This window comes from Paenibacillus brevis (genome assembly GCF_018919145.1).
GTDB classification, from domain to species: domain Bacteria; phylum Bacillota; class Bacilli; order Paenibacillales; family Paenibacillaceae; genus Fontibacillus; species Fontibacillus brevis.
Map to the genome: position 1 here is coordinate 1 of NZ_JAHLQJ010000033.1, position 21767 is coordinate 21767.

Sequence of the window (21767 nt, forward strand, 5' to 3'; positions counted from 1 at the left end):
AGGAGACTCCAACAAATAAGTGACATTTTCATAGCACAGTTAAGGTGACATTTTCACAGACGATTGACAGACCTATTCAAGCCTATAAGCAAAAAAGCCCCCTTTCTAAGGGACAGATTCAAATTTACGCTTTTCCTGTGGCCCAAGCAATACGGGGATCAATGTACCGTACCTGAAAGCAGCGACTCCACTAACATTCTCCTTCTCTAGCAATGCATCGATTACTTGTCTGGTATGCAGCGGTTCTTCAAATAATTTCGGCAAGCTGGGCGTCTTTTCTCGTTCTTCAGCGTGGCGTGCTGACAGAAGCATCCCGGCCGCTTCTACATGAGCGCGTTGAAAAGTAACCACCTTTATCTTCTCTCTTCACATTCACCTTTCCCCCTTCAATCCATAGACTCTGCCGAAATCGTCTCGCAGCCGTTGAATAAGGCAAACTTTTGGAGACAACGGTTCAAGGCTGTTCGTAATTGCGTTGTTTGCTTTACACCATTCTCGTACCAGATATTTTTTACAAAGAGTGTTCCCGTTTTTCGCTCCGCGATGATCTCTGCCCGTCCAATGAAGCTCTCTCCATATAATAGAGGGAGCGCATAATAGCCGAATTTCCGTTTGATTGCAGGGGTGTAAATCTCCCAGGTATAATCGAAGCCAAACAATTCGTTGATCAGCTTTCTGTCCCATATGAAATTGTCTAGCGGAGCAATCAGCTCGCAGCGAAATTTCGGCTTCGGATTTTGTAGGACGGCTTCAATAAGCGGCAAGTCCTCAGCGCGGCAGTATAGCATATCTTTCATATATTCCACGGAGACAGCAACAATGCGAGCTTCGTGGAATAGCCGGCGAAAAACCTCGTTGCGCTGATCTGCTTTCAGCCCCCATATATTCAGCCATGCATCTGACGCACGATTCCATAAAAGGCCGACAGCACCGATCCGGCGCAGTACCCGCCACTTATGATGCTCAAGTTCATCCTCCAGCGGCTCTGAGGCATCCAGCAGATTTGGATGTATGTAATTCTTGGCAAAGTCGTAATATTTACGTGTTCCTTTTTTATGATGAATTATCAACTCACCTGTCGAATACATCTGCTCCAGCACCGATCGAGATGAATTGGTTCCGCTGCTCCAGTGGATGGCCGATTGCCAAGAGAAATCCCCATCCAATTTTAAATCATCCGAACTTAGTACACCGTGATTTTGGATATGATCCCGCACCTGCGTTATTAACGCTTCCATTTCCGGATAGCGTTCGGCATGCCGCCTCGCGGCTTGCCTGTATCGCTCAAAATACGGCCAGTCCTCGACGGGGATAATGGCCAGGTTCTTATCAGGATAATCAACAAGGCTTCTATCCTCATACAGCAGCTCGGCGAGCATTCCCTTGGTAAATCCCTTGATTCGCGACTGCAGCACCAACTCGGCATTTTTTCCGCAGACATCGATGGGATCGTATTGAATGCAGCCGACCTGCCGGGCAAAGTCCATTACGCCCTGCTTCCCATTAAATTTATATTCGCCCAATAGTCCATGCTTCAACAACAGAAATTGCCGTGCCTGGCGGTTTGTTAATTGAATCATGTTCGCACCTACCTCTAATTTAGTACAGGCTGAGTCCAAGGCAATACCGAACTTCACGTCTCTTTTTTTATCATACAAAGTATTTTCCCAAAAGAAAAGGAGAAATGCAAACATTTGTTCCTGCCTTGAATGCCAGATAAACCACAATCCTTAGCTATTCCGAATCCTGTGCGCTCATTTTAAAAATCAAGAAAAGCCCAGGCATTCACGCTTGAGCTGCCTCTATTTGTACAATAGGCAAATTCGTAATAATAAGCCAATCCTTTTGTGAGGGATGGCCTTAGTTCAAACTCTTATATTATGCCGTATGCAGATAACCTGCAAATGGCCTCTATAGTCACTCGACCACGCCACTCCAATTCTGAAGCAGGCCCGGGAGCTTCCCAGCTTATTGGCCACCCGCCATCCGGCAGTTGTTGTTTTGTAAGAACTTCAAGATGATTGTCGATCTGGCTTTGGGTGAACAATGGTCGGCTTATTGATCCAGGTTTACGTGCGAAATGAAGAGGCGTTAGTCCGTAAGCATCTGAAGCAGCATCCAGTTTAAAAAAACTAGCACGCGGAAGAGCAGTTGCGATAACATCCAGCAGATTTTCTGCCATGGCCTTGTCGGGTATGTATTCTGCCAATCTGACAGCGCATAAAAGTGCATGGGCTTCAAGAGGAGGCTCCTTGACAAACATTTCGCAACAAGTTTCTGTTGCTACTGAAAGCCACTCATGTTCGACCCCCTGGTAATGAAGAAGTCCACAAAGCTCGGCGGTAGGGTTAAAACCCGGTGATACTGTTGAATGCATCCAATGACTTGCAAGAGGTGACTGATTAGCTGACTTCAGAAAAAATGGGACAAGGCCTTTCTTGTCCGACACGGATTGAAGATAGTTACATATAGATGTTGCAAATTCCAAGTTCCGATACCCCGCCTCTTCTAATGCTCCAAGGCCAAAAGAAGTGAGAAGCGGTTGGCTTTCCGGACAACGAACGTCAGGCTCTAAAGCATGGCCGAGGCCGCCATCAGAATTTTGATAGGCACGTACAACATTACCGACCAAAGCAGGATGAGCACCTTCAAAGAGAACTTCAAATAATCGGCGTTCCAATAAACGGGCATGTGTAAGTAAGAATGAACGTGCTGTCGCTAAGGTTTCACTCATATGCACTCTACCACCATCCAAATAGAATATGATACTAATATCCAAAATACCAAACATACGTTCGTAAGTCAATGGATCCATAGAGTCAAGTTCATATTCAGGAGGTATAAGATGCGTTCCCCATGCTGTCTGTAACAGTAGAACTTAGGGCCATCGCGGGATGGCCCTTTCTTTTTATCGTATTGTTCTATGCGTTATTCTTTGACTACCGGAAACCAAAGCTCATACTTGAAGTTAGCTTTCGGCATATCAGGTTCCGGGTAGACCTCAATATCTGGGACACTCTCCTCCGCACGGCGGTAACCTGACGAGGGCAGCCACTCTTGAATATAGTAGAAATGAAAGCCGTAATCCTCTCTCTGAATACTGAAATGTGCGAGGGCGAACCCTGCAAATTCATTTTTACCTCTTATAAGTCCATTATGATAAGTTTCAGCACATCATTCTTCAAATTCTGGATGTAGCTCATGAATTTTGGAGATGAGGTCTTCCACATTCGAATGCGGGACGTGATTCTGATCCATCCAGGACGATTTGAGAAAATAAGAAGCATGATATTGCCATCCCAAGTTGCCCGGATTGAAGTCCAGCTGGATGTCCAGCCCAGGCTTTCCGCAGTATACCCGGGAACCCGGCCTGCGCCAGCTGCCGATCCGAGTAATCCGGTCCGGATTCCGACCGCTGATATAGGTGAAACGCTTGTTGAACGGGATATCCTTCAAGTGGAATTTAGGGCTTCCAACAGCTACAACCCGCACCTGCTCTTGTTCATACTTCTCGGCAAGAATAAGCCCGGAACGATACGCGACCACTCCGCCGGCACTATGCCCGATCAGGAGAAGCTGATCTGGAGACACGATGTGCTCACGAATGATTTCCGATACAAGCCGCACCCTCTGGGAAGGGCCGTGAATCAGATCATATCCAACCTGTGCCAGCTGTCGGGTTAGCAGACGATGCAGTACAGAACGGCTGGTTCCACTTGCCATCCCGTAGGGAAAAATGACTACGATTTTAGCGTCGGGATATCTTTGGGCAACCTCGTACGCTGCGGCTTCAAAATTGTTCCGATATGTCAGAATACCGGCCAAAAAGCAAACCACCGTTCGGCATTTGTCCGTACATCTGCTATGGGGGGAGACAAAAGCTTCAATCATAACTTTAGCTCAGCCCCTTTGGGAAGAACAGATCTCACTTTTTCCCTCACCTCGGGATGAGTCCGAATCTCTTCGCCCATCAGCGCGACAATGCCTGAGTCGTCCCGTGAACGGATTAGCCGACCGATGCCTTGACGCAGCCGCAGCAGCATATAAGGCATGTCTACCTCCTGAAAGGGATCGGCAACAGCTTTTCGCCGAGCATTGAATACAGGATCAAGCGGCGGAAATGGCAGCGACCAGACCATCACGTTCATTAGCGATGGCCCGGGAATATCGAGTCCTTCCCACAGGCTGACCGCACAGAGAACGCTCTCCTCCTCCTGCTGGAATGCGGAGATCAAATGACTGATCTCACTGTCGCCTTCATAGTAGAAGGACATCCCCTGAAGCATCGGCTCGAACTTCACGCTTTCCTTGAACTGACGAAGCTCTTCACGAGTCGGGAAAAGAATTAGCGCTCTGCCGCCCGTTTGCTGCAAGAGCCGCACCGCTTCCTTCATTTTTCCGTTGAATCCGTCAGCAAGCGGCCATTGTGGAGCTAGTACCTCCATCTGTTCTTGATACGCATAGGGGGAATCTACGGAAAAGGACAGGAAGCTTTCAATGCCAAGACTGTCTGCAAGATAACGGAAAGAACTCTCCACGGCCATCGTCGCTGACGAAAATACGACCGGCATCCGAAGGTGGAACACCTGGTTTTTTAGCATTTCCTTAACCGTACCCGGCATGACAGAGAGCATAAGCCCTTCCGGACTGTCCTCTACCCAACTGATCACTGTCGACTCCGTCTGCTCGAACAGGAGGAGCGCTTTTTGCATCATTTCCATATGCTCCTCAACGATACGAAGCTGGTAGTGATCCAGCGTGTACAGCTCTCCTTCAAAGACAAGCTCCTCTTCAATCGCCGAAATGATGTCCCTGAACCGGCGCACTGCGCCAAGTAGCGCCTCGTTCAAGACGATTTCTCTGCGGTCCGAACCCGTTATGGAAAGATTGCTTCTCTCGAACGCCTCAAACATCACCTCGCTCTGCTCGATTGCCTCATCGATCAATACGGCCAGAGCTTCACGAATCTCATTTTGCAGGAGGCGCGTAATTAATTCCTCGAAGGTCGAATGCTTCATTTTATAGCCGAACGCCTTCATAGCCGCCGATTCCAGCAGATGCCCCTCATCGAATACGACGGAGGAATGCTCAGGCAGGAGCGGCAGTTGCCCTTCCCGTTTGCGTCCTTCATAGGTCCACACATGCTCCAGATAATAATCATGCGAGCAGATGATGATATCGGCAGCGCGCCGGTAATAATCCCGGGACAGCGTCTGCCCGCACCGGTGGCGGCGGTCGCAGGTGAAGCAATCCTGAAAGGGATCCCAATTGACGATATTCCACTGTTCGTCGTTAAGCTGCGGATAATCTCTCCGGTCTCCGTAGGCATGGAAGGCCTGCATTGGCGCAGAGGAATTAACGAAGCTGGGCAAGCCTGCCGCAATTTCTTCCCCATTTAGATCTGCCGTTCCTCGGATTCTCGCTTGATCCAGCTTCTTCAAGCACAGATATTGATCCGGCGATTTGCCGAGCCGCGCATCGATGGTCAGCTCCAAATGCTTGACCAGTTTCGCGATATCCCCCTCCGGTTTGACAAGCTGCTCAATCAAGGACTCATCCGCGCAGGCAATGACCGCAGGCTTGCGCATGTACCTGGCATAACATACCGCGTACAGAAGATAAGCCAGCGTTTTCCCTGTACCTACTCCCGCTTCGGCAAAAATGATTTGTTTGTCGGCAAATGCCTTTTCCAGTTGAAACGCCATATAGATTTGCTCATCCCGAACTTCAAAGCCCGCTTCCGGCAGCAGCTCGTAAAATACATCCGCCACCCAATCCGCTGCTTGTTGCATGAATGGGATGCCAGGATCATAAGTAAAAGGGTAAGATTCCACGTTATAAAAGACCTCTGCTTTCTTGCTGTTAATGTTCGATTATCGTTCATAATCTTTCGATCTTTGAAATGACCAATCATATCATGTACATTGTTTTCGTGCAACATTTCGCGCAGGGATTCCCGACAGCGGTGAAACCCGCGGGAATATTTGCAAAGATATTAATTGTATAGGTCTTCCCATTCTTCTTTAATCATGGAATACCTTAGACTGTCGGATAAATTCTTGCTATACTTGCGTAACGTTCCTTCATATGTAAAACCGCATTTTTCAATCACACGCTTGGATTTAATATTAATAGGATAATGGCAGGCAGCAACCACCATTAAATCAAGCTCGTCAAAAGCATAATGAAGAATTCGCTTAACTGCTTCTGTAACATACCCTTTGTTTTGGTAATATTCGGATAAAACGAACTCTACTTCCTTATACTTGTTATGTCTATTAGTATCATAAAGACCGATCCAACCTATCGGTTTGTTGTTCTCTTTTAAGGCAATTGCCCAAGTATCTTGACTTTGGATAAAAGAAATAACACATTGAAGGCTTTCGTCAATACTCTCATGCACTTTCGCGCCCGCCATCATTACATTTGGGCTTTTAGAAAACTCATACAAGTCAGCGACATCACTTTCTTGCCAGTCTCGCAGTATCAAGCGTTCCGTTACAAGCCTTTTCATACCCCTCACCCTTGCTTTGTCTAGGTTAATTTTCCTAAATTAATCATAATTCTGTTACCCATCTTAGTAATAATTTTCACGATCATAGGTGAAGCAGTATATTACATAATATTATCACAAAGGGTGGGCCCGGTTCATGTTCAGTTTATATTCATGTGGTACGCTATCCTCCATTACACAGATCATAGATTATTAAAGCGGATAGGAAAGGCAGGAGAAGGATTATGCTTCAGTTGAAAAATATCAGTAAAAGCTACACCACCGGCGACTTCACACAAGTTGCCCTCGACAATGTCAGTTTGAATTTGCGAGCGAATGAATTTGTAGCCATTCTGGGTCCCAGCGGCTCCGGCAAGACCACCTCTCTCAACATTATAGGCGGGCTGGATCAATATGACAGCGGTGATCTGGTGATCAACGGCAAATCGACACAGCAATTCTCGGAAAGCGATTGGGACGCCTACCGTAATAACAGCGTGGGCTTCATCTTCCAAAGCTACAATCTGATCAACCATCTCAGCATCATGGACAATGTAGAAATGGGCATGACGCTGAGCGGTGTCCCCGCAACTGAGAAACGGGAGAAAGCCCGGATCGTGCTGGAGCGCGTCGGCCTGAAGGATCATATGCATAAAAAGCCAAATCAGCTCTCCGGCGGCCAAATGCAGCGCGTCGCCATTGCTCGTGCGCTAGCCAATGATCCGGATATCATTCTTGCCGATGAGCCGACCGGTGCGCTGGATACCGCCACAAGCGAACAAATCATGGAGCTGATCAAGGAAATCGCCAAGGACAAGCTGGTCGTAATGGTAACGCATAATCCTGAGCTAGCTGCAAAGTACACAGACCGCACGGTGGAATTCCGCGACGGTCGAATCATCTCTGACAGCAATCCACTGCCCGAGCAGAAGGTCAGCTCAGACTACCAGTTGAAAAAAACGTCGATGAGCTTCCTGACTGCACTTAAGCTGTCCGGCAAGAATATTCTGACCAAGAAATGGCGCACGACACTGACCGCCTTTGCTTCGAGCATCGGGATCATCGGCATCGCGCTGATTCTGTCATTATCTAACGGCTTTAACAAGCAAATTACGAATTATGAAGCCGGCGCTTTGTCCAATTTTCCCGTCATGATCAATTATTCGGCCGTCAGCATGGACTTGACTGAGGCCATGGCTGAGGATCCCGAGGATACCCTGACAGAATTTCCAGACAGCACAAATGTCTATCCATATGACCCAAGCGAAAATACAATCGTGCACAATAACGTGATTACCAAGGATTATCTTGTTCATCTCGAAGGGCTCGACCCGAAACTTGTCGACGGCACCTCGTATGTACGATCAGTGAATATGAATATTCTGAAATCTGACGGCAATACGGCCACTGCCGTTAACGCAGCCGGTTTTACCTCTTTCCCTAGCAAGAACGGAAGTGATCCCGGCAGCTATCTGGAAAAATACTATGATCTGCTTGCGGGCTCCTTTCCTTCTAAAGATACTGATCTGGTGCTGATTTTGGACAAGTATAACCGTCTTGATGTCGCAACTGTAGAAACGCTCGGTTTGGACTATGAGGCTGATCATATCAGCTTCGATGAGATCATCGGCAAGGAATTCCGTTTGATTCCAAATGACGTGTATTATGTGAAGTCCGGCGACCTCTACACGGTTAACGGCAGCGCCTCTAACCTGATGGAGATGTACAACAGTCCAGATGCCGTCTCAGTCAAAATAGCAGGCATCGTTCGGCTGCAGGAAGAATCGCCCATGTCTACTCTGTCAGCCGGCATTTCTTACTCTGACGGATTAGCCCAGAATTTCATCGAAACCGCGCAAAATTCGGAAATTGTCAAAGCTCAAGAAGCTTCGGATGATATTAATGTGTTAACTGGGGAGGTATTCTCCAAAACCGCCGGACAATCCGCTGGTGTAGGACCATCTGCGATGATGCCAGGTGCAGGCGGAAGCAGCATCATGGAAACAAAGGAAGGCGTTCTTACCCTTCTGGGCGCAAGCAGTATCCCGTCGTCCATCTCCATCTATCCGGTAGACTTCGATGCCAAGGAAGAGATCGTCGCCTATTTGGACAAGTGGAACGAAGGATTATCCAGTGAGGACAAGATTGTCTATACTGACATGGCCGCGCTGGTTACCAGTCTATCGGGTGGAATTATGAACGCTATTACATTGGTACTTATCGCGTTCGCTTCCATCTCCCTGGTCGTCTCCATGATTATGATCGGGATTATCACCTACATCTCTGTGTTGGAACGAACGAAGGAAATTGGCGTGCTGCGTGCACTCGGGGCCCGTAAAAAAGACATCACCCGCGTCTTCAATGCCGAAACCTTCATCATCGGCTCCTTCTCGGGTCTGCTTGCCATAGGTATTACCTATTTGCTGACGATTCCAACGAATATGATTATCAAATCGCTCACGGACCTCTCTAATGTCTCATTGCTGAACCCGCTGCATGCGATATTGTTGATCCTTCTGAACGTTCTGCTGACGATTCTCGGCGGATTTATACCTGCCAAGCTCGCCGCGCGCAAAAATCCGGTAACGGCGCTGCGAAGCGAATAACCGCTATAATGGATACAGATTTTGAAATACGCTGATAATAGAGAAGCCCACCTTCGGCCTCCAGCCTTTGGTGGGCTTTATTATCTCTTAAAATCAATTCAGCGCTTTCTCAGCAATTCGGATATAGAATTTCAATAGGTTTTTGGCAATCCGTTACCCGCTCATTGCTTATAGTCCAGTAACAGCTTCCCTGCTTCCTCTTTTGTAAGGTTGGCCAAATCCCGCTCCATGTCAGGCAAATTGCGAAGCGCTTCAAGCTGCGTGTCTGTTGCGGGCTGGATACGAATTAACTCTTCAAGGTTACCGCCAGCAACTTGCTGAGCGATTTGGCGATCATCCAAAGCATCCATGAGGCGATACATTCCTTCGATAGCCTTCTCTTCTCCACCGGACAAACCGTACCCGGAATCCGTGCTTAATAGAAACCGATCCGGGAACTTCTTAATGACTGGAATGAAATCGTCAAGCTCGTAGGCGCTCTCCGGATTAAATGCTGTAAAACCGGCAAAAAAATCTGCATACAGATTAGGATGCTTCTCTAATAAAGACTCGACATTGTACGGTGAATTATGAGCATTGATATGAGCAAATATGAAGGTCGTATCGGGATAGGCCTCGAGCGCTTCCTCCAGTTTGAAGACGGGTGCGCCGTTCGGAGGGTCGATATGTAATAACACGGGGGCCTTATATTCTGCGCAGAGCTTGTAAATGTCCGGTAAGATTCCATCCATTGGATCTTTGGTTTTCCAAGCAACATTGGCCAAAGCGGGAGAATAGGTCGAGGCCGCGGCAATTTCCCCGATCCCGAAATACCCTTTCTCCAAATTGTCCCGAACCGTCTGAAGTCCAGACTCGTCCAGAAGATTGATTCCGGAGAAAAATGGGATGAACCGATCCGGAGCTTCCTCGTAAGCACCCCAGGCAATTTCGTCCGTCTTGATTGCTGAAGGTTCGGACACATCTCCAAAAAGAACAATTCGGTCGACACTGGAGTGCTCCCAGCTTCTCTGCATCTTATAATAGGCGAGTCCGCTGGCATCATGATTATGCGCGTCGACAAGCTGCAAATCGCCGTACTCGGTAACCAGATCGTACAGACTTTTCACTTCCGTCTCTGTCGAATCGCTCTCCGTGTCCGTCTCTGTTGTATCAGAAGTAGTGAGGGATGAGTCCGTTGGAGAAGAAGTCGTCGTGACCGGCACATTATCAGACGGCTCGTCCATCCTTTTCCACAGGCTAAAAGTAACCATTAAGATAACGACGACGGTAACGAGCATATAAACCATCGACCTTTTGGTCATTTGAATCTCCTCGCTTCATCTGAAACTTTTCCATAAATTATACCACATTCCATACTTGTGCAACTAAGACAAAAAGCCAGCGACCCATTAAGGGTTGCTGACCATATAGCTTCAGATATAAAAGCCTTCAACCTAGAACCTATTACTTGGAAAAGTACCCCTCCAGCTTTAAATCCGGGCCTAGCATTTCAACATGCATCTCCCGCAAAGGAATGGCCTGATCCATCATACTGACTCCCTGTCCCCCGATAAAGCCCGGGGCCAACGCTCCGCCCACCAGCTTGGGTGCTATATAGAGCACTAATTTGTCCGCCAATCCTTGGCTAATAAAGGAAGCATGCACCTCGCCGCCCCCTTCTACCAACAAGGACGATATCTCCTGACTTCCCAGCACATCCAGCACCTCTGCCAGATCAGGCCGTTCGCCCGGGGTAATAAACACCTTTGCTCCCCGATCCTCAAGCGCCCGCTTCTTTGAGAGAGCCGCTTGAGCGCCAGCAAAGATATACACGGGCGCCCCTCTATCGCCAAGCATACGGGCATGCTCCGGAATGCGCAGCGTGCTGTCGAGCACAATACGAATCGGACTCCGTCCGCCCGGAAGCCGAGTATTCAACTGCGGATCATCTGCAATCACCGTTTGAACACCTACCAGAATCGCCTGGTTAATATGCCGCAGCTGATGTACATCCTCCCGTGCCGACTCCGACGTAATCCACTTGCTGCTGCCTGTGCGGGTTGCAATTTTTCCGTCCAGCGTTGAAGCAGCCTTGAGAGTAACGAAGGGACGTCTGGTGACAATGTATTTGTTGAATACCTCATTCATCCGAATGGATTCTTGCTCACAGATTCCTTTAATTACCTCGATCCCGGCGTTTTCCAGCAGGGCAATACCGCGGCCGGACACTAACGGATTAGGATCCAGGGCAGCAATAACGACACGCTTTACCCCGGCATGGATAAGCGCTTCGGCGCATGGGCCGGTCCGTCCATGATGAGAGCAAGGCTCCAAGGTGACATAAGCTGTCGCTCCCCTGGCCTTCTCCCCTGCCATTTTCAATGCGTGAACCTCAGCGTGTGGTTCTCCCGGCTTTAAATGGGCTCCTATACCGACAAGGCGGCCATCCTTAACAAGGACGGCTCCCACTTGGGGATTTGGCGACGTCTGCCCTTCAGTTGCTCGCGCATTTTCGAGGGCAAGCCGCATATACTTCTCATGCTCAATCATGATACATGATCCTCCAGGATCAGTTCCGCCACGCTCAACTGCCGCCCTTCTCCCTCTTGCGAGGCAAGATGGCCTGAGCGCTGAACCTTTGTCTGCAAATATTTAAGATTGAACTCCGATACATCTCCCCATAAAGGCACTCGTCCGGACAGATTCATACCGGATTCCTTCATCGCAGCAAGCTTCTTTGGATTGTTGGTGATCAGGGTTACCGGTCTTTGTCTCAAATGAGCCAGTACTCCTATGGCGGCATCATAATTGCGGGAGTCATCCGCAAAGCCCAAAGCCAGATTGGCTTCTACCGTATCCATACCTTCCTCCTGAAGCAGATAGGCCATCGATTTGCTGAATAGCCCGATGCCTCTTCCTTCATGGTTCGCTAAATAAAAAACGGCTCCCGCTCCGCGTTCTACAATCATTCTCATCGATTGATGCAGTTGATAACCGCAATCACAGCGCTTGCTTCCAAAAATATCTCCGGTATGGCAGATACTATGCATCCGAATCAGGGCATCCTCGGCATGTTCGAAGTCGCCATAGACCAGTACACTGGACTGTTGCCCCTCGGCCAAACTCATCGTAGGGAGCTTGGCGATGATATGCGCAGCCATTTCGTCTTCTCGAATCCCCTCTATTTCATGCTTGCCCAAGGTAAGCCAGTTGTACCATTGAAATGTTACTGTCTGACCATCCAGATTTACCGGAAGCTTGACCGGACCTACCAGAAATTGAACTTGATCCTTCGTATATACAGGCTGAATCTTATCCTTCAAGACCGCCAAAGCTTGTTCGTTTATCATGATATACTGTCCCTTCTCTTTTAAAGGTTGTTCAAAAAGTCATCTTTTGATCACGAAGTATTTCGAGAAGTTGATTCGACATCGAATCTTGCGTTCACCCTCGAAGTCCAGTACTCATGTAGGGGCTGCCTACACTCCGTTCCTCCTTCTTCGGGTTCTCGCAACCTTCTCGGTGCTGAAAAGCTGACTTTTTGAACTTGCATTTTAAACTGCGGAAAATTGATAGGCATACTCTGCTTCCATGTCCAATTGCCGGCGCTGCAGCTCTTCCGCAACCGCTCGCCGCTCCTGTACAAATACGTTCAGATGCAGAAGCGATAAACCTCCGTTGATGAATGAGGAGCCTAGTTCCTCAGCCAGCTGCTCCGCATCCCGCAGCGCTTCATTCAAACCGAAGGCCCCTGTCGGTGTCATCGTATGAGCCGCATCTCCAATGAGTACTAATCCATCCTTTATCCAAGTTTCGCTCTGTCTGCTGAAAATGTCTAACAGAACAAAGTCATGCCAGGATCGAATATGCTCGCGGACATGATTCTCCAAGTCTGGAAAAGCCGCAATTAAACGTCCGATAAAGGGTTCGAAGCTTTCTTTTCTCAGCTTTCCATAGCTGCCCTTGGCAATATTCCATCCGATTTGGATGAAGCCTCTGGCTTGCGTAAACAAATGCAGCTGCTGTCCTTCTTCTACAGATGAACGGATGATTGGCTCCCAGCTCTCCGGAGCCGGAATTCGCGCCCACAGCAGATCGTATCCATGGTCTGTTGTAACGGTCTCAACCCCAGCAAGCTTGCGCACAGTAGAATATCTTCCATCTGCCCCTACAATAAGCGAGCTGAATATCGTTTTACTTTGCCCTGTTTTTTGACAGGCAGCTACAATTCCGATCGTTCGTCCGCTTTCGTCCGTCACGAGCTCCTTAACCGTGTGTCCAAGCAGATACGTAAAGGATTCATGGTTCAATGCCTCTTCGAGCATGGGCTGAAGCAAATCCTTCTGCGGAACGTGAACGCCGACATTCCCTTCCGTCTCTTCAGGAAATAGCGTTCTGGTCAATAGGCCCTGCTCCCAATACTCTATCCTTTTCAGCGGCAATACCGCCTCTTCAGCAATCCGTTCCAAGAGATCGCGGCGCTCCAATACAGCTACGCCGACATCATTCAATATTTCTCCGCGAAACCGGGGTCCAAGCTCATTCAGCTTCTCCACAAGCGTGACTCGCATACCTTGACGAAGCAGCAGACAGGCTAACAGCATTCCCGCTGGTCCGGCACCCACAATACATACTTCCGTCTTTAAATTCATAGAACTTCCTCCTAGACAAATCACAATCAGAATTCAGAGTAATTGAGTTACTTTATGTAAGTTAGTTTATAATCATTACTATGTTAAGTCAAGTAATTAATTGTATTTTATTTAGGTTGTTGTTTTATGATAGTTGCTGTATAATGTTGATCACAGAGGTGATACTCATGCAAGTACCTGAAGTTTGTCCAAGATTTGAAAAAGCTGTAGATATCCTTAGCAAGCGCTGGACGACCCTAATTCTGCATCAGCTGCTCCCGGGACCTCAGCGGTTTGCGGCCATTGAGGGCTCACTGCGCAACCTGAGCGGGAAAGTCCTTTCGGACCGTCTGAAGGAGCTTGAAGAGGAAGGCATTGTTACACGTACTGTTTATCCCGAGAAGCCGGTTCGGATTGAGTATTCTCTCACCGACAAAGGAGCCGAGCTTGCCCCTATACTAGATCAAATCCAGCATTGGGCAACTTGTTGGATTCAATTGTCCCCCGAAGAGGATCGCATTCCCTCCTGAGCTTTCTACCCGCTTTAAAGTTAGTCCATTTCTCTACCCAAAAGCAGCACTCTCCCAGACACCGTAGCCGGGGGGAGTGCTGCTTTTATGATGCATGAACGCAATTCATTCTTAAGAATTCTTAAGTCTCTTAAGGAGCATAGCTTAATCGAATATTCCGTACTATACTTGAGGCATATTGAAGTGCCGGGGGTAGAATTGATGAGTCTTTCACAGAAGATACTTATAGCCGATGATAACGACGAAATCAGGGAAATCGTCCGCGTACTGTTAGAGAGTGAAAATTACGATGTCATTGAAGCCGAAGACGGCGATGTTGCGGTAGCAAAAGTGGATGAGAGTGTGGATCTAATCATACTTGATATTATGATGCCAGGAAAGTCCGGTTTCAAAGCGTGCATGGAGATTAGAGAAAAATCAAGCGCCCCTATTTTGTTTTTGACTGCCAAAACCAATGATTCTGATAAGTATCTGGCGTTCTCCTCAGGCAGTGATGACTATATGTCGAAGCCATTTTCATATACAGAATTGGTAACCCGAGTGAAGGCCTTACTGAGAAGATATTATGTATATAAAGGGAAAGATAAGCCACTCTCTGCCAATACGATTTCAATTGGTGAATTAAGCATCAGCACAGCTTCAAATGAGGTATCCATTTCTGGCGAGGAGATCACGTTAACGGAAATAGAGTACAAAATCCTGATGCTGCTGGCTGAGAACAGGAAGAAGATCTTTTCCGCTCAGAATATATACGAAAGCGTCTGGGAAGAGCCTTACTTTTACAACTGCAATAATACGGTAATGGTTCATATCCGTAATCTTCGCAGTAAATTGGAGAAGAATCCTCAGAGCCCTGAATACATTAAAACCGTATGGGGAAAGGGTTACCGAATTGAATAAGAACTTTTTTATCGGAAGGTTAAAGGCAAAGCTGATTTGGGCTCTTCTCCTCTCTCTTGCGCTGGCAGCAGGACTTTTTCTATTGCTCCAAACAGCAAGCGAAGGACTATTGGAAAACTATCTCATTAAAACTTCGTTCATTAAAAATCAGCAAAGCGATGCACTCTCTGCATTTCAGGATTTTGTAGCTGAGAATCGCATAGCAACTACGGATCATGAGAAAATGGCCGCCTGGGTCCGGAATGAAAAATACGTCAACGTATATCTTTTCAAGGATAACCTGCTGCTCTTTGCCACAGACGGGTATAAGGCAGCCACCCAAAGCAGAGAATACCTTTTTAATGCGACGATAAACGATCAGTTGATCTATAATCTTGAGTTTTCAGATACCAATGCAAGAGTCTATATGGAATTCTTTTTTGAATACAAATACTACTACATCGTTACGATTCTTAACGTCGCAGTCAGTGTGCTGGCATTTATAGTGCTAATCCTGATCTTTATCAATCAGAAAACATCATATATCAGCAGGCTTGAGCAAGAGATCAAAATACTGGAAGGCGGCAACTTAGATTATCCCATTTCTATTAGAGGAAATGATGAGCTCTCTTCTCTGGCTGCAAGCATCAATGAAATGAGAAGATCCTTTATCGAGCGGCTGAACAGTGAGAATAACGCTAAAGTCGCGAATCGCGAGCTGGTCACTGCCATGTCTCATGATTTACGGACCCCTCTTACTGCCCTTCTCGGCTACCTGGATATTATAAAATATGAAAAATACAAGACTCGCGAAGACTTGATCAAGTATATTCATAACAGCAGAGATAAAGCCTATCAAATTAAACAGCTCTCGGACAAGTTGTTTGAATATTTCACGGTCTTTAAAACCGATGAGGATGATCTCGAGCTTGACGCCTTCAATGGTAACGAATTAATCGACCAGCTTATAGACGAGCAGCTGTTGATCCTGCAGAATAACGGATTTCAATTTCATCTTGACACCTTCGAACAGCCCTTTACGATCCATGTCCATCTTGTTTCCATTCGCAGGGTCTTCGATAATATTTTCTCCAACATTATTAAGTACGGCAACAAATCCATCCCCGTCAATATTAGAAGCGATATATCCGAGCGGCTCTTAAGCTTAACCATAGAGAATCATATTAATACCGATATAAAAAAGGAAATTGGCACTGGAATTGGAATCAAAACCTGCGCGAGGATCATTGAGAAACATCACGGGCATTTTTCAATTTCACGGACCAAAGAAGTCTTCACTGTACACATCAGCTTTACTATCCAAGAAAGGTTGAACTAAGAAGCCGGTTCAACCTTTCTAGTCATGCTTATATTTTTCTGAGTTTAAAATTCGAGACCATGCATAGGGACAGGATCAATAATAGAACCATCGCAGCAATGAAGGAGCCTCGCGTGCTTGGTACGGCTAATGAATAAATCGAGAGCACGAAACCAGCTACAGTAATGGGCAGCCCCCGAAAGTCTCCATCAAATTTTTGCACGTTATATCGGCCTAATCTGTAGGACCCCGCAATCACGAACAGCAGCATTAGAACAATTCCAAGAACCTCATAATATCCATAGTCAGGCGAATTAAACTTGTGATGCAGCAAAATGGCTGGTGCAACGCCGAATGAAACCAAGTCGGCTAATGAATCCAACTCTCCTCCAAATTCACTGCATACATTAAAATGTCGTGCAATTCTCCCGTCATATCGATCGATAAACGCTGCAACAAGTATAAATACAGCACTTAACATGTAGTGACCCTTAGAAACTTCAAGGATCGAAAGCACACCCAAGGACAGATTGGCGAACGTTAGTAGATTAGGCACACTTTTTATAAACATAATCTTCACCTGCTATCCGTGGAGTTTATCAGTTTGTCCTTATAGATAATACCCAATAAAAATGCCGTCACCGCTACAATGACTATGACTACCGTGGCAACGTAGTTTTTATGATAAATATTCGAACCGATGCATACCGAGGCCAGCAGCCACGGAAAACGAGCGACTAACAGAATGGTGAAAAATTTCAAGGGTTTTATTGGCGTTAGCCCAGCTGCATAAATGAACATATCCTTGGGCATCCCTGGAATGATAAAAATGAGAAACAAAAAGATAGCAAACTTCTTATTGCCAAGCAGGTTTGCCATCCACTTTAACTTGTTCTTGTTCAACAGCTTCTCAACATAAGCTCTTCCTAAGAGTCGAGTAAAGTAAAAGGCAGTGATCGCACCGATCAACAAACCTAATGTGGAGTACGTCGTTCCTAAGGTTGTCCCATATATATACCCGCCTGCAATCTGGATAACCTCACCAGGGATCGGGGCGATGACAGTTTGAAGAATTTGAAAGAATATAAAGATGATAGGGCCGGATTTCCCCGTGGATAAGATATAGTCCCTAAAGTCATCGATGGAGACGGTCAATTTAAGAATTTCAGGTAAATAGATCAGCACAGGTATAAGTACGGCGGCTGCAAGCAATATGAGAAGGATTCTGTAAAGGTTCTGTTTTGTTATGGCTCCCAACGTTAGCGGTCCTTTCAACTTAATTTCCTCTTCGGTCCGTTTAGTCTACCGAATTAATCTTAAGAATGGGCCACGTTGAATCTTAATAATTCTTAATTGTTCTACTCTATTTGTATAAAAATTTAGGCACGACTTTGATATATATGAGTTCTGCAATGAGTTCTACAATCGTTTGAGTAACAATAACTGCGGCCGCTATGGTTGCCATCTCACCCGGCAAGATTAGAGCAAGCGGAAGCACGACTAAAGAATTGCGCGTCCCGGCACTAAATAGCAAGGCTCTTCCATCAGATGGTTCAATCTGAAATACTAATGCGGCAAAGCGCGCAATCAGCGGCGCAAAGAAGTGAAACAGGACATAAATAGGAATCACGGAAATGATCATGGCAAAGTCATTGATCACCCGGTCAATCTGAGACCCTATCACCAGAAAGAGCACTAGGGCCATAAATGGAACAGGGAGCCAAGCTGTAAAGTCAAGCACCTTGCTTCCAGGCCCGCTTTTCTTTGCTGAAAATTGTAAAGCCAGAGCCAGCCCCAATGGAAAGAGAATCATATATACAAAGGCCTCAACGAAGGGGCCGATTCTTACGACTTGGGATGCTTCAGTGCCTATGAACAGCCATAGGTAAAGAGGCAGCAGCAACATTTGAACAACAAACAGCACCGGCGTAGACGCTAGGATGAGCTTTTCATTTCCTTTTCCCAACTGTGTAAAAACAATGACATAGTCTATGCACGGAGTCAGGAGCACCAGACATACCCCCATCAGAACGGGACCGGGCTGCGGGAATACTTTGATCAACAGGAATACAAGTATAGGAATGAGAACAAAGTTCACAAGCAATAACGCCCCTATGAAACGGCCATTATGAAGCGCCTCTCTCAGTTCGAGAAACGGGATCTGGCAGAACATGCTGAATAACAGCACTGCAATCGCAATGGAAACAACCGGCTCCAACAGACCTCCTATCTTTGTGTGGATCAGCCCGGCAATACCGCCAAGGATAATTGCAATTATGTATACAGGAATTTGGTTCTTCTCTAATCCTTCTCTGGATAACATGATCTCACTCCTTATTTTTACTCGAATTATATCACAGACAACTCGTCATGAATTTCACCCGCCCCCTTCCTGCACAGGTGAAAATCTTGCTCCTTGCAACCTAATATGTTATTGTGAGGACAATAGCGGCTTAATTGTAATGTTTTCGTTTAAAGAGGTTGTTCAAAAAGTCATCTTTTGATCACGTTTTGAACTCGCATTTTAATAGGCCTAACAGAAAGGTGATTGCCCATGGTACAGCCCATAAAAACCGTTGATGATTGCGATACGACCTGTTCAGGAACGGCCGTGGACCTGAATGCGGTAAAGACGGAGCTGATCAATGACCAGGCTGCGGTTCAGGTAGCCGACTGGTTCAAGGCCTTCAGTGATCCGACACGGGTAAAAATCATTAGCGCTCTGCTAAAGAGAGAACTGTGCGTGCACGATTTAACCGTGCTCCTTGAAATGGGACAATCTGCCGTCTCTCACCAGCTCCGCTATTTGCGCAATCTTAGAATCGTAAAGCGGCGCAAGGTTGGAAAGACTGTCTACTACTCGCTGGATGATACGCATATCGAGCAAATATTCCTGCAGACGCTTCAGCACACGAACCACGGGTGAACAAATTAATATGCGCAAAATACAAGGACTGCCCCGTTCGCCATCAAAGTGGCTTGCGGGACAGTCCTTATTTCATCCAACCGATTCGTAGCAGCTCTATTCAGTTGTCTCTTAATTCAAGTTAGGTTTAATCTTCAATACGCGCATGGCATTTAAGACGGCCAGCAGTGTAACACCTACGTCCGAGAATACAGCCTCCCACATCGTTGCGATTCCGAAGGCCCCCAGAAGCAGGAAGACCGCTTTTACCAACAGGGCGAACACGATGTTCTGCCATACGATTCTCCGGGTTCTCTTTGCGATATAAATCGCGGAGGACAGTTTCGAGGGCTCATCGGTCATAATGACGATATCCGCTGCTTCAATCGCCGCATCCGATCCGAGGCCGCCCATCGCCACGCCAATATCTGCCCGGGCCAGCACAGGCGTATCATTGATGCCGTCGCCGACGAACACGATCTTCTCCTTGCTTCCCTTTTGCTGGTCAAGCATCTCCAGCTCCTCGACCTTATGCTGCGGCAGAAGTTCAGATCGCACCTCATCCACGCCGAGCTGTTTACCAACCGCTTCCCCTACTGCTTTGATATCCCCGGTCAGCATAACGATCTTCTTCACGCCCAACTGTTTCAGCGAGGAGATCGCCTGCGCCGAATCCTCCTTGACTTCATCCGCAATGACTAGATAACCAGCGTATTGCTTATTCACTGCAATATGGACGATCGTTCCCAATCCAGAAGGTGCCGAGAAATGAATGTTATCTCTCTGCATGAGTTTCGCATTGCCTGCCAGCACCTCCTTGCCTTCGAACACAACCTGAATACCGTGGCCCGATATCTCATTGTAGTTAGAAAGCAAGGCTTCATTCAGTTCCTCGCCAAAGGCTTCCCGAATAGACTCTGCAATCGGATGAGTGGAATGCATTTCAGCAAACGCTGCATAACGCAGGAGTTGTTGCTCAGTCCAGCCGTTTTGAGGATGAATGCCATTCACTTTGAATGCACCCTTGGTTAACGTGCCTGTCTTGTCAAAGACAACATATTTAACATCATTCAATGCCTCCAGATAGTTGCTGCCCTTCACCAGAATTCCATTCTTGGATGAAGCGCCAATACCGCCGAAGAAGCCTAACGGGATCGATACGACCAGGGCACACGGACAAGAAATGACCAGGAATACCAATGCCCGATATACCCATTCCGAGAAGGCTTCACCGCTGAAGAGAAGCGGCGGGACCACCGCCAACAAAGCGGCGACAATGACAACCACCGGCGTGTAATAGCGGGCAAACTTCGTAATGAAGTTTTCCGTCGGCGCCTTCTTACTGCTGGCGTTCTCGACCAGGTCCAGAATTTTCGCAACGGTAGATTCTCCGAATACCTTGGTCACCTCGATGGTCAGGACGCCATTTTTATTGATAAATCCACTCAAGACCTCTTCCCCCGCGGTCACCTCGCGAGGTACGGACTCCCCGGTCAGTGCCGAGGTGTCCATAGCTGAATTTCCTTCGATCACTTTTCCATCTAACGGTACCTTCTCTCCGGGACGAACGACGATTAAATCACCGATCTGTACTTCATCCGGATTAACTCTTTTAATCTCATCATTGAATTTTAAATTTGCGAAGTCGGGCCGGATATCCATCAATGCACTGATCGATTTCCGCGAACGGTTGACGGCAATGCTCTGGAACAGCTCGCCGATCTGATAGAAGAGCATGACGGCCACACCTTCGGGATACTCCCCGATTACAAAAGCGCCTACGGTCGCGATGGACATGAGGAAGTATTCATCGAATACCTGTCCTCTGATTATATTTTTCAGCGCTTTTAAAACAATATCCCCGCCTACGATCAGGTAGGAAATTATAAACAGAATCAGTTCCAGTTCTCGGCTTAAGGCAAACGCAAAGGCTGCCGCACCGATAGCCAAGCCGGCGATCAGCCGGATGATCATGACTCTGGTGTTCTTCGCCCCATGGTCATGGGAGTGGCCGTGAACATCCGCAGCTTCTTGGGCACCATGATCATGATGATCATGCGGGTGGGGATGATTATGTTCTTGACGTTGGCCTTGCTTATGTCTCAATTGTGAATGGGGCTCTACGACTCTAATATCCGGCTCAAGCTTGCGAATCTTCTGCTTGGTCTGCTCAAGAATCTCTTCAGAACGATCCCCTGAAATTTCTATCGTTAACGTTTTGTTCGCAAAATTAACCGAGCAAGCTGCAACCCCGTCAATCTTCTGAACTCCCTGCTCAATTTTCAGGGCACAGTTTGCACAGTCCAGTCCTTCCAGGATTAATTTCTGCTTCGATGCTGAATTGCTTTGTTCCATGTTTATCCCTCTCTTCGCAAAAGAAGATTATATATGATCACTTGTTCATATATAATATATTCCTTCCTGGT

The 21767-nt window shown here is 47.1% G+C and carries 20 protein-coding genes; 5 read left to right on the top strand and 15 right to left on the bottom strand.

Features of this window, described 5'->3' with window-relative positions; all coding sequences use genetic code 11:
* Positions 1 to 105: 105 nt before the first annotated feature.
* The 7 genes from KQJ23_RS22675 to KQJ23_RS22705 form a co-directional block, all read right to left on the bottom strand.
* Positions 106 to 351, bottom strand: a complete 246-nt coding sequence (locus KQJ23_RS22675) for a hypothetical protein (protein ID WP_216481174.1) — start codon at positions 349 to 351, stop codon at positions 106 to 108.
* 35 nt (positions 352 to 386) lie between these two features.
* Positions 387 to 1580, bottom strand: coding sequence for a winged helix-turn-helix domain-containing protein (locus KQJ23_RS22680; protein WP_216481175.1), 1194 nt, complete (start codon positions 1578 to 1580; stop codon positions 387 to 389).
* Positions 1581 to 1873: 293 nt separating this feature from the next.
* Positions 1874 to 2815, bottom strand: a complete 942-nt coding sequence (locus KQJ23_RS22685; RefSeq protein ID WP_216481176.1) for a hypothetical protein — start codon at positions 2813 to 2815, stop codon at positions 1874 to 1876.
* Positions 2816 to 2928: 113 nt separating this feature from the next.
* On the bottom strand, positions 2929 to 3147 hold the full coding sequence (locus KQJ23_RS24215; RefSeq protein WP_216481201.1) for a GyrI-like domain-containing protein: 219 nt from the start codon (positions 3145 to 3147) through the stop codon (positions 2929 to 2931).
* A 27-nt stretch (positions 3148 to 3174) separates the two neighbouring features.
* Positions 3175 to 3825 (bottom strand): lipase family protein, encoded by a 651-nt coding sequence (locus KQJ23_RS22695; RefSeq protein ID WP_249530000.1) that lies wholly within the window; start codon positions 3823 to 3825, stop codon positions 3175 to 3177.
* Between the two features lie 62 nt (positions 3826 to 3887).
* Entirely contained in the window at positions 3888 to 5834 is a 1947-nt protein-coding gene (locus KQJ23_RS22700; RefSeq protein WP_216481178.1) for an ATP-dependent DNA helicase, read from the bottom strand.
* Between the two features lie 161 nt (positions 5835 to 5995).
* Positions 5996 to 6514, bottom strand: a complete 519-nt coding sequence (locus tag KQJ23_RS22705) for a GNAT family N-acetyltransferase (RefSeq protein WP_216481179.1) — start codon at positions 6512 to 6514, stop codon at positions 5996 to 5998.
* 224 nt (positions 6515 to 6738) lie between these two features.
* On the opposite strand from KQJ23_RS22705, the gene KQJ23_RS22710 reads away from it, so the two are divergent.
* Entirely contained in the window at positions 6739 to 9099 is a 2361-nt protein-coding gene (locus tag KQJ23_RS22710) for an ABC transporter ATP-binding protein/permease (RefSeq protein ID WP_216481180.1), read from the top strand.
* 161 nt (positions 9100 to 9260) lie between these two features.
* Here the strand turns inward: KQJ23_RS22710 and KQJ23_RS22715 are convergent, their stop codons facing one another.
* From KQJ23_RS22715 to KQJ23_RS22730, 4 genes are all read right to left on the bottom strand, one after another.
* Positions 9261 to 10400, bottom strand: a complete 1140-nt coding sequence (locus KQJ23_RS22715) for an amidohydrolase family protein (protein WP_249530001.1) — start codon at positions 10398 to 10400, stop codon at positions 9261 to 9263.
* A gap of 142 nt (positions 10401 to 10542) precedes the next feature.
* Positions 10543 to 11628: a bifunctional diaminohydroxyphosphoribosylaminopyrimidine deaminase/5-amino-6-(5-phosphoribosylamino)uracil reductase RibD gene (gene ribD, locus KQJ23_RS22720; RefSeq protein WP_216481181.1), complete on the bottom strand. Its 1086-nt coding sequence runs from the start codon at positions 11626 to 11628 to the stop codon at positions 10543 to 10545.
* The gene (locus KQJ23_RS22725; protein WP_216481182.1) at positions 11625 to 12428 is read right to left on the bottom strand and encodes a GTP cyclohydrolase II; all 804 of its coding nucleotides are present in this window, start codon (positions 12426 to 12428) and stop codon (positions 11625 to 11627) included. The genes ribD and KQJ23_RS22725 overlap by 4 nt, the downstream gene beginning before the upstream one ends.
* 204 nt (positions 12429 to 12632) lie before the next feature.
* The gene (locus tag KQJ23_RS22730) at positions 12633 to 13730 is read right to left on the bottom strand and encodes an FAD-dependent monooxygenase (RefSeq protein WP_216481183.1); all 1098 of its coding nucleotides are present in this window, start codon (positions 13728 to 13730) and stop codon (positions 12633 to 12635) included.
* 167 nt (positions 13731 to 13897) lie between these two features.
* Between KQJ23_RS22730 and KQJ23_RS22735 the strand changes: the two genes are divergently transcribed.
* From KQJ23_RS22735 to KQJ23_RS22745, 3 genes are all read left to right on the top strand, one after another.
* Positions 13898 to 14239 (top strand): winged helix-turn-helix transcriptional regulator, encoded by a 342-nt coding sequence (locus KQJ23_RS22735; RefSeq protein WP_216481184.1) that lies wholly within the window; start codon positions 13898 to 13900, stop codon positions 14237 to 14239.
* Between the two features lie 201 nt (positions 14240 to 14440).
* Complete coding sequence (locus tag KQJ23_RS22740) at positions 14441 to 15139, top strand: response regulator transcription factor (protein ID WP_216481185.1); 699 nt, start codon at positions 14441 to 14443, stop codon at positions 15137 to 15139.
* Positions 15132 to 16457 (top strand): HAMP domain-containing sensor histidine kinase, encoded by a 1326-nt coding sequence (locus tag KQJ23_RS22745; RefSeq protein ID WP_216481186.1) that lies wholly within the window; start codon positions 15132 to 15134, stop codon positions 16455 to 16457. The genes KQJ23_RS22740 and KQJ23_RS22745 overlap by 8 nt, the downstream gene beginning before the upstream one ends.
* Positions 16458 to 16485: 28 nt before the next feature.
* Here the strand turns inward: KQJ23_RS22745 and pssA are convergent, their stop codons facing one another.
* From pssA to KQJ23_RS22760, 3 genes are all read right to left on the bottom strand, one after another.
* Positions 16486 to 17007: a CDP-diacylglycerol--serine O-phosphatidyltransferase gene (gene pssA, locus KQJ23_RS22750; protein ID WP_216481187.1), complete on the bottom strand. Its 522-nt coding sequence runs from the start codon at positions 17005 to 17007 to the stop codon at positions 16486 to 16488.
* A gap of 5 nt (positions 17008 to 17012) precedes the next feature.
* Entirely contained in the window at positions 17013 to 17711 is a 699-nt protein-coding gene (locus KQJ23_RS22755) for a TVP38/TMEM64 family protein (protein ID WP_216481188.1), read from the bottom strand.
* 88 nt (positions 17712 to 17799) lie between these two features.
* Positions 17800 to 18762, bottom strand: coding sequence for an arsenic resistance protein (locus KQJ23_RS22760; RefSeq protein ID WP_216481203.1), 963 nt, complete (start codon positions 18760 to 18762; stop codon positions 17800 to 17802).
* 228 nt (positions 18763 to 18990) lie between these two features.
* Here KQJ23_RS22760 and KQJ23_RS22765 point away from each other — a divergent pair, with 228 nt between their 5' ends.
* A complete protein-coding gene (locus tag KQJ23_RS22765) occupies positions 18991 to 19362 on the top strand; it encodes an ArsR/SmtB family transcription factor (RefSeq protein WP_216481189.1) in 372 nt (123 codons plus the stop codon).
* Positions 19363 to 19473: 111 nt separating this feature from the next.
* On the opposite strand, the gene KQJ23_RS22770 is transcribed toward KQJ23_RS22765, so the two are convergent.
* Entirely contained in the window at positions 19474 to 21696 is a 2223-nt protein-coding gene (locus KQJ23_RS22770; RefSeq protein ID WP_216481190.1) for a heavy metal translocating P-type ATPase, read from the bottom strand.
* Positions 21697 to 21767: the final 71 nt, after the last annotated feature.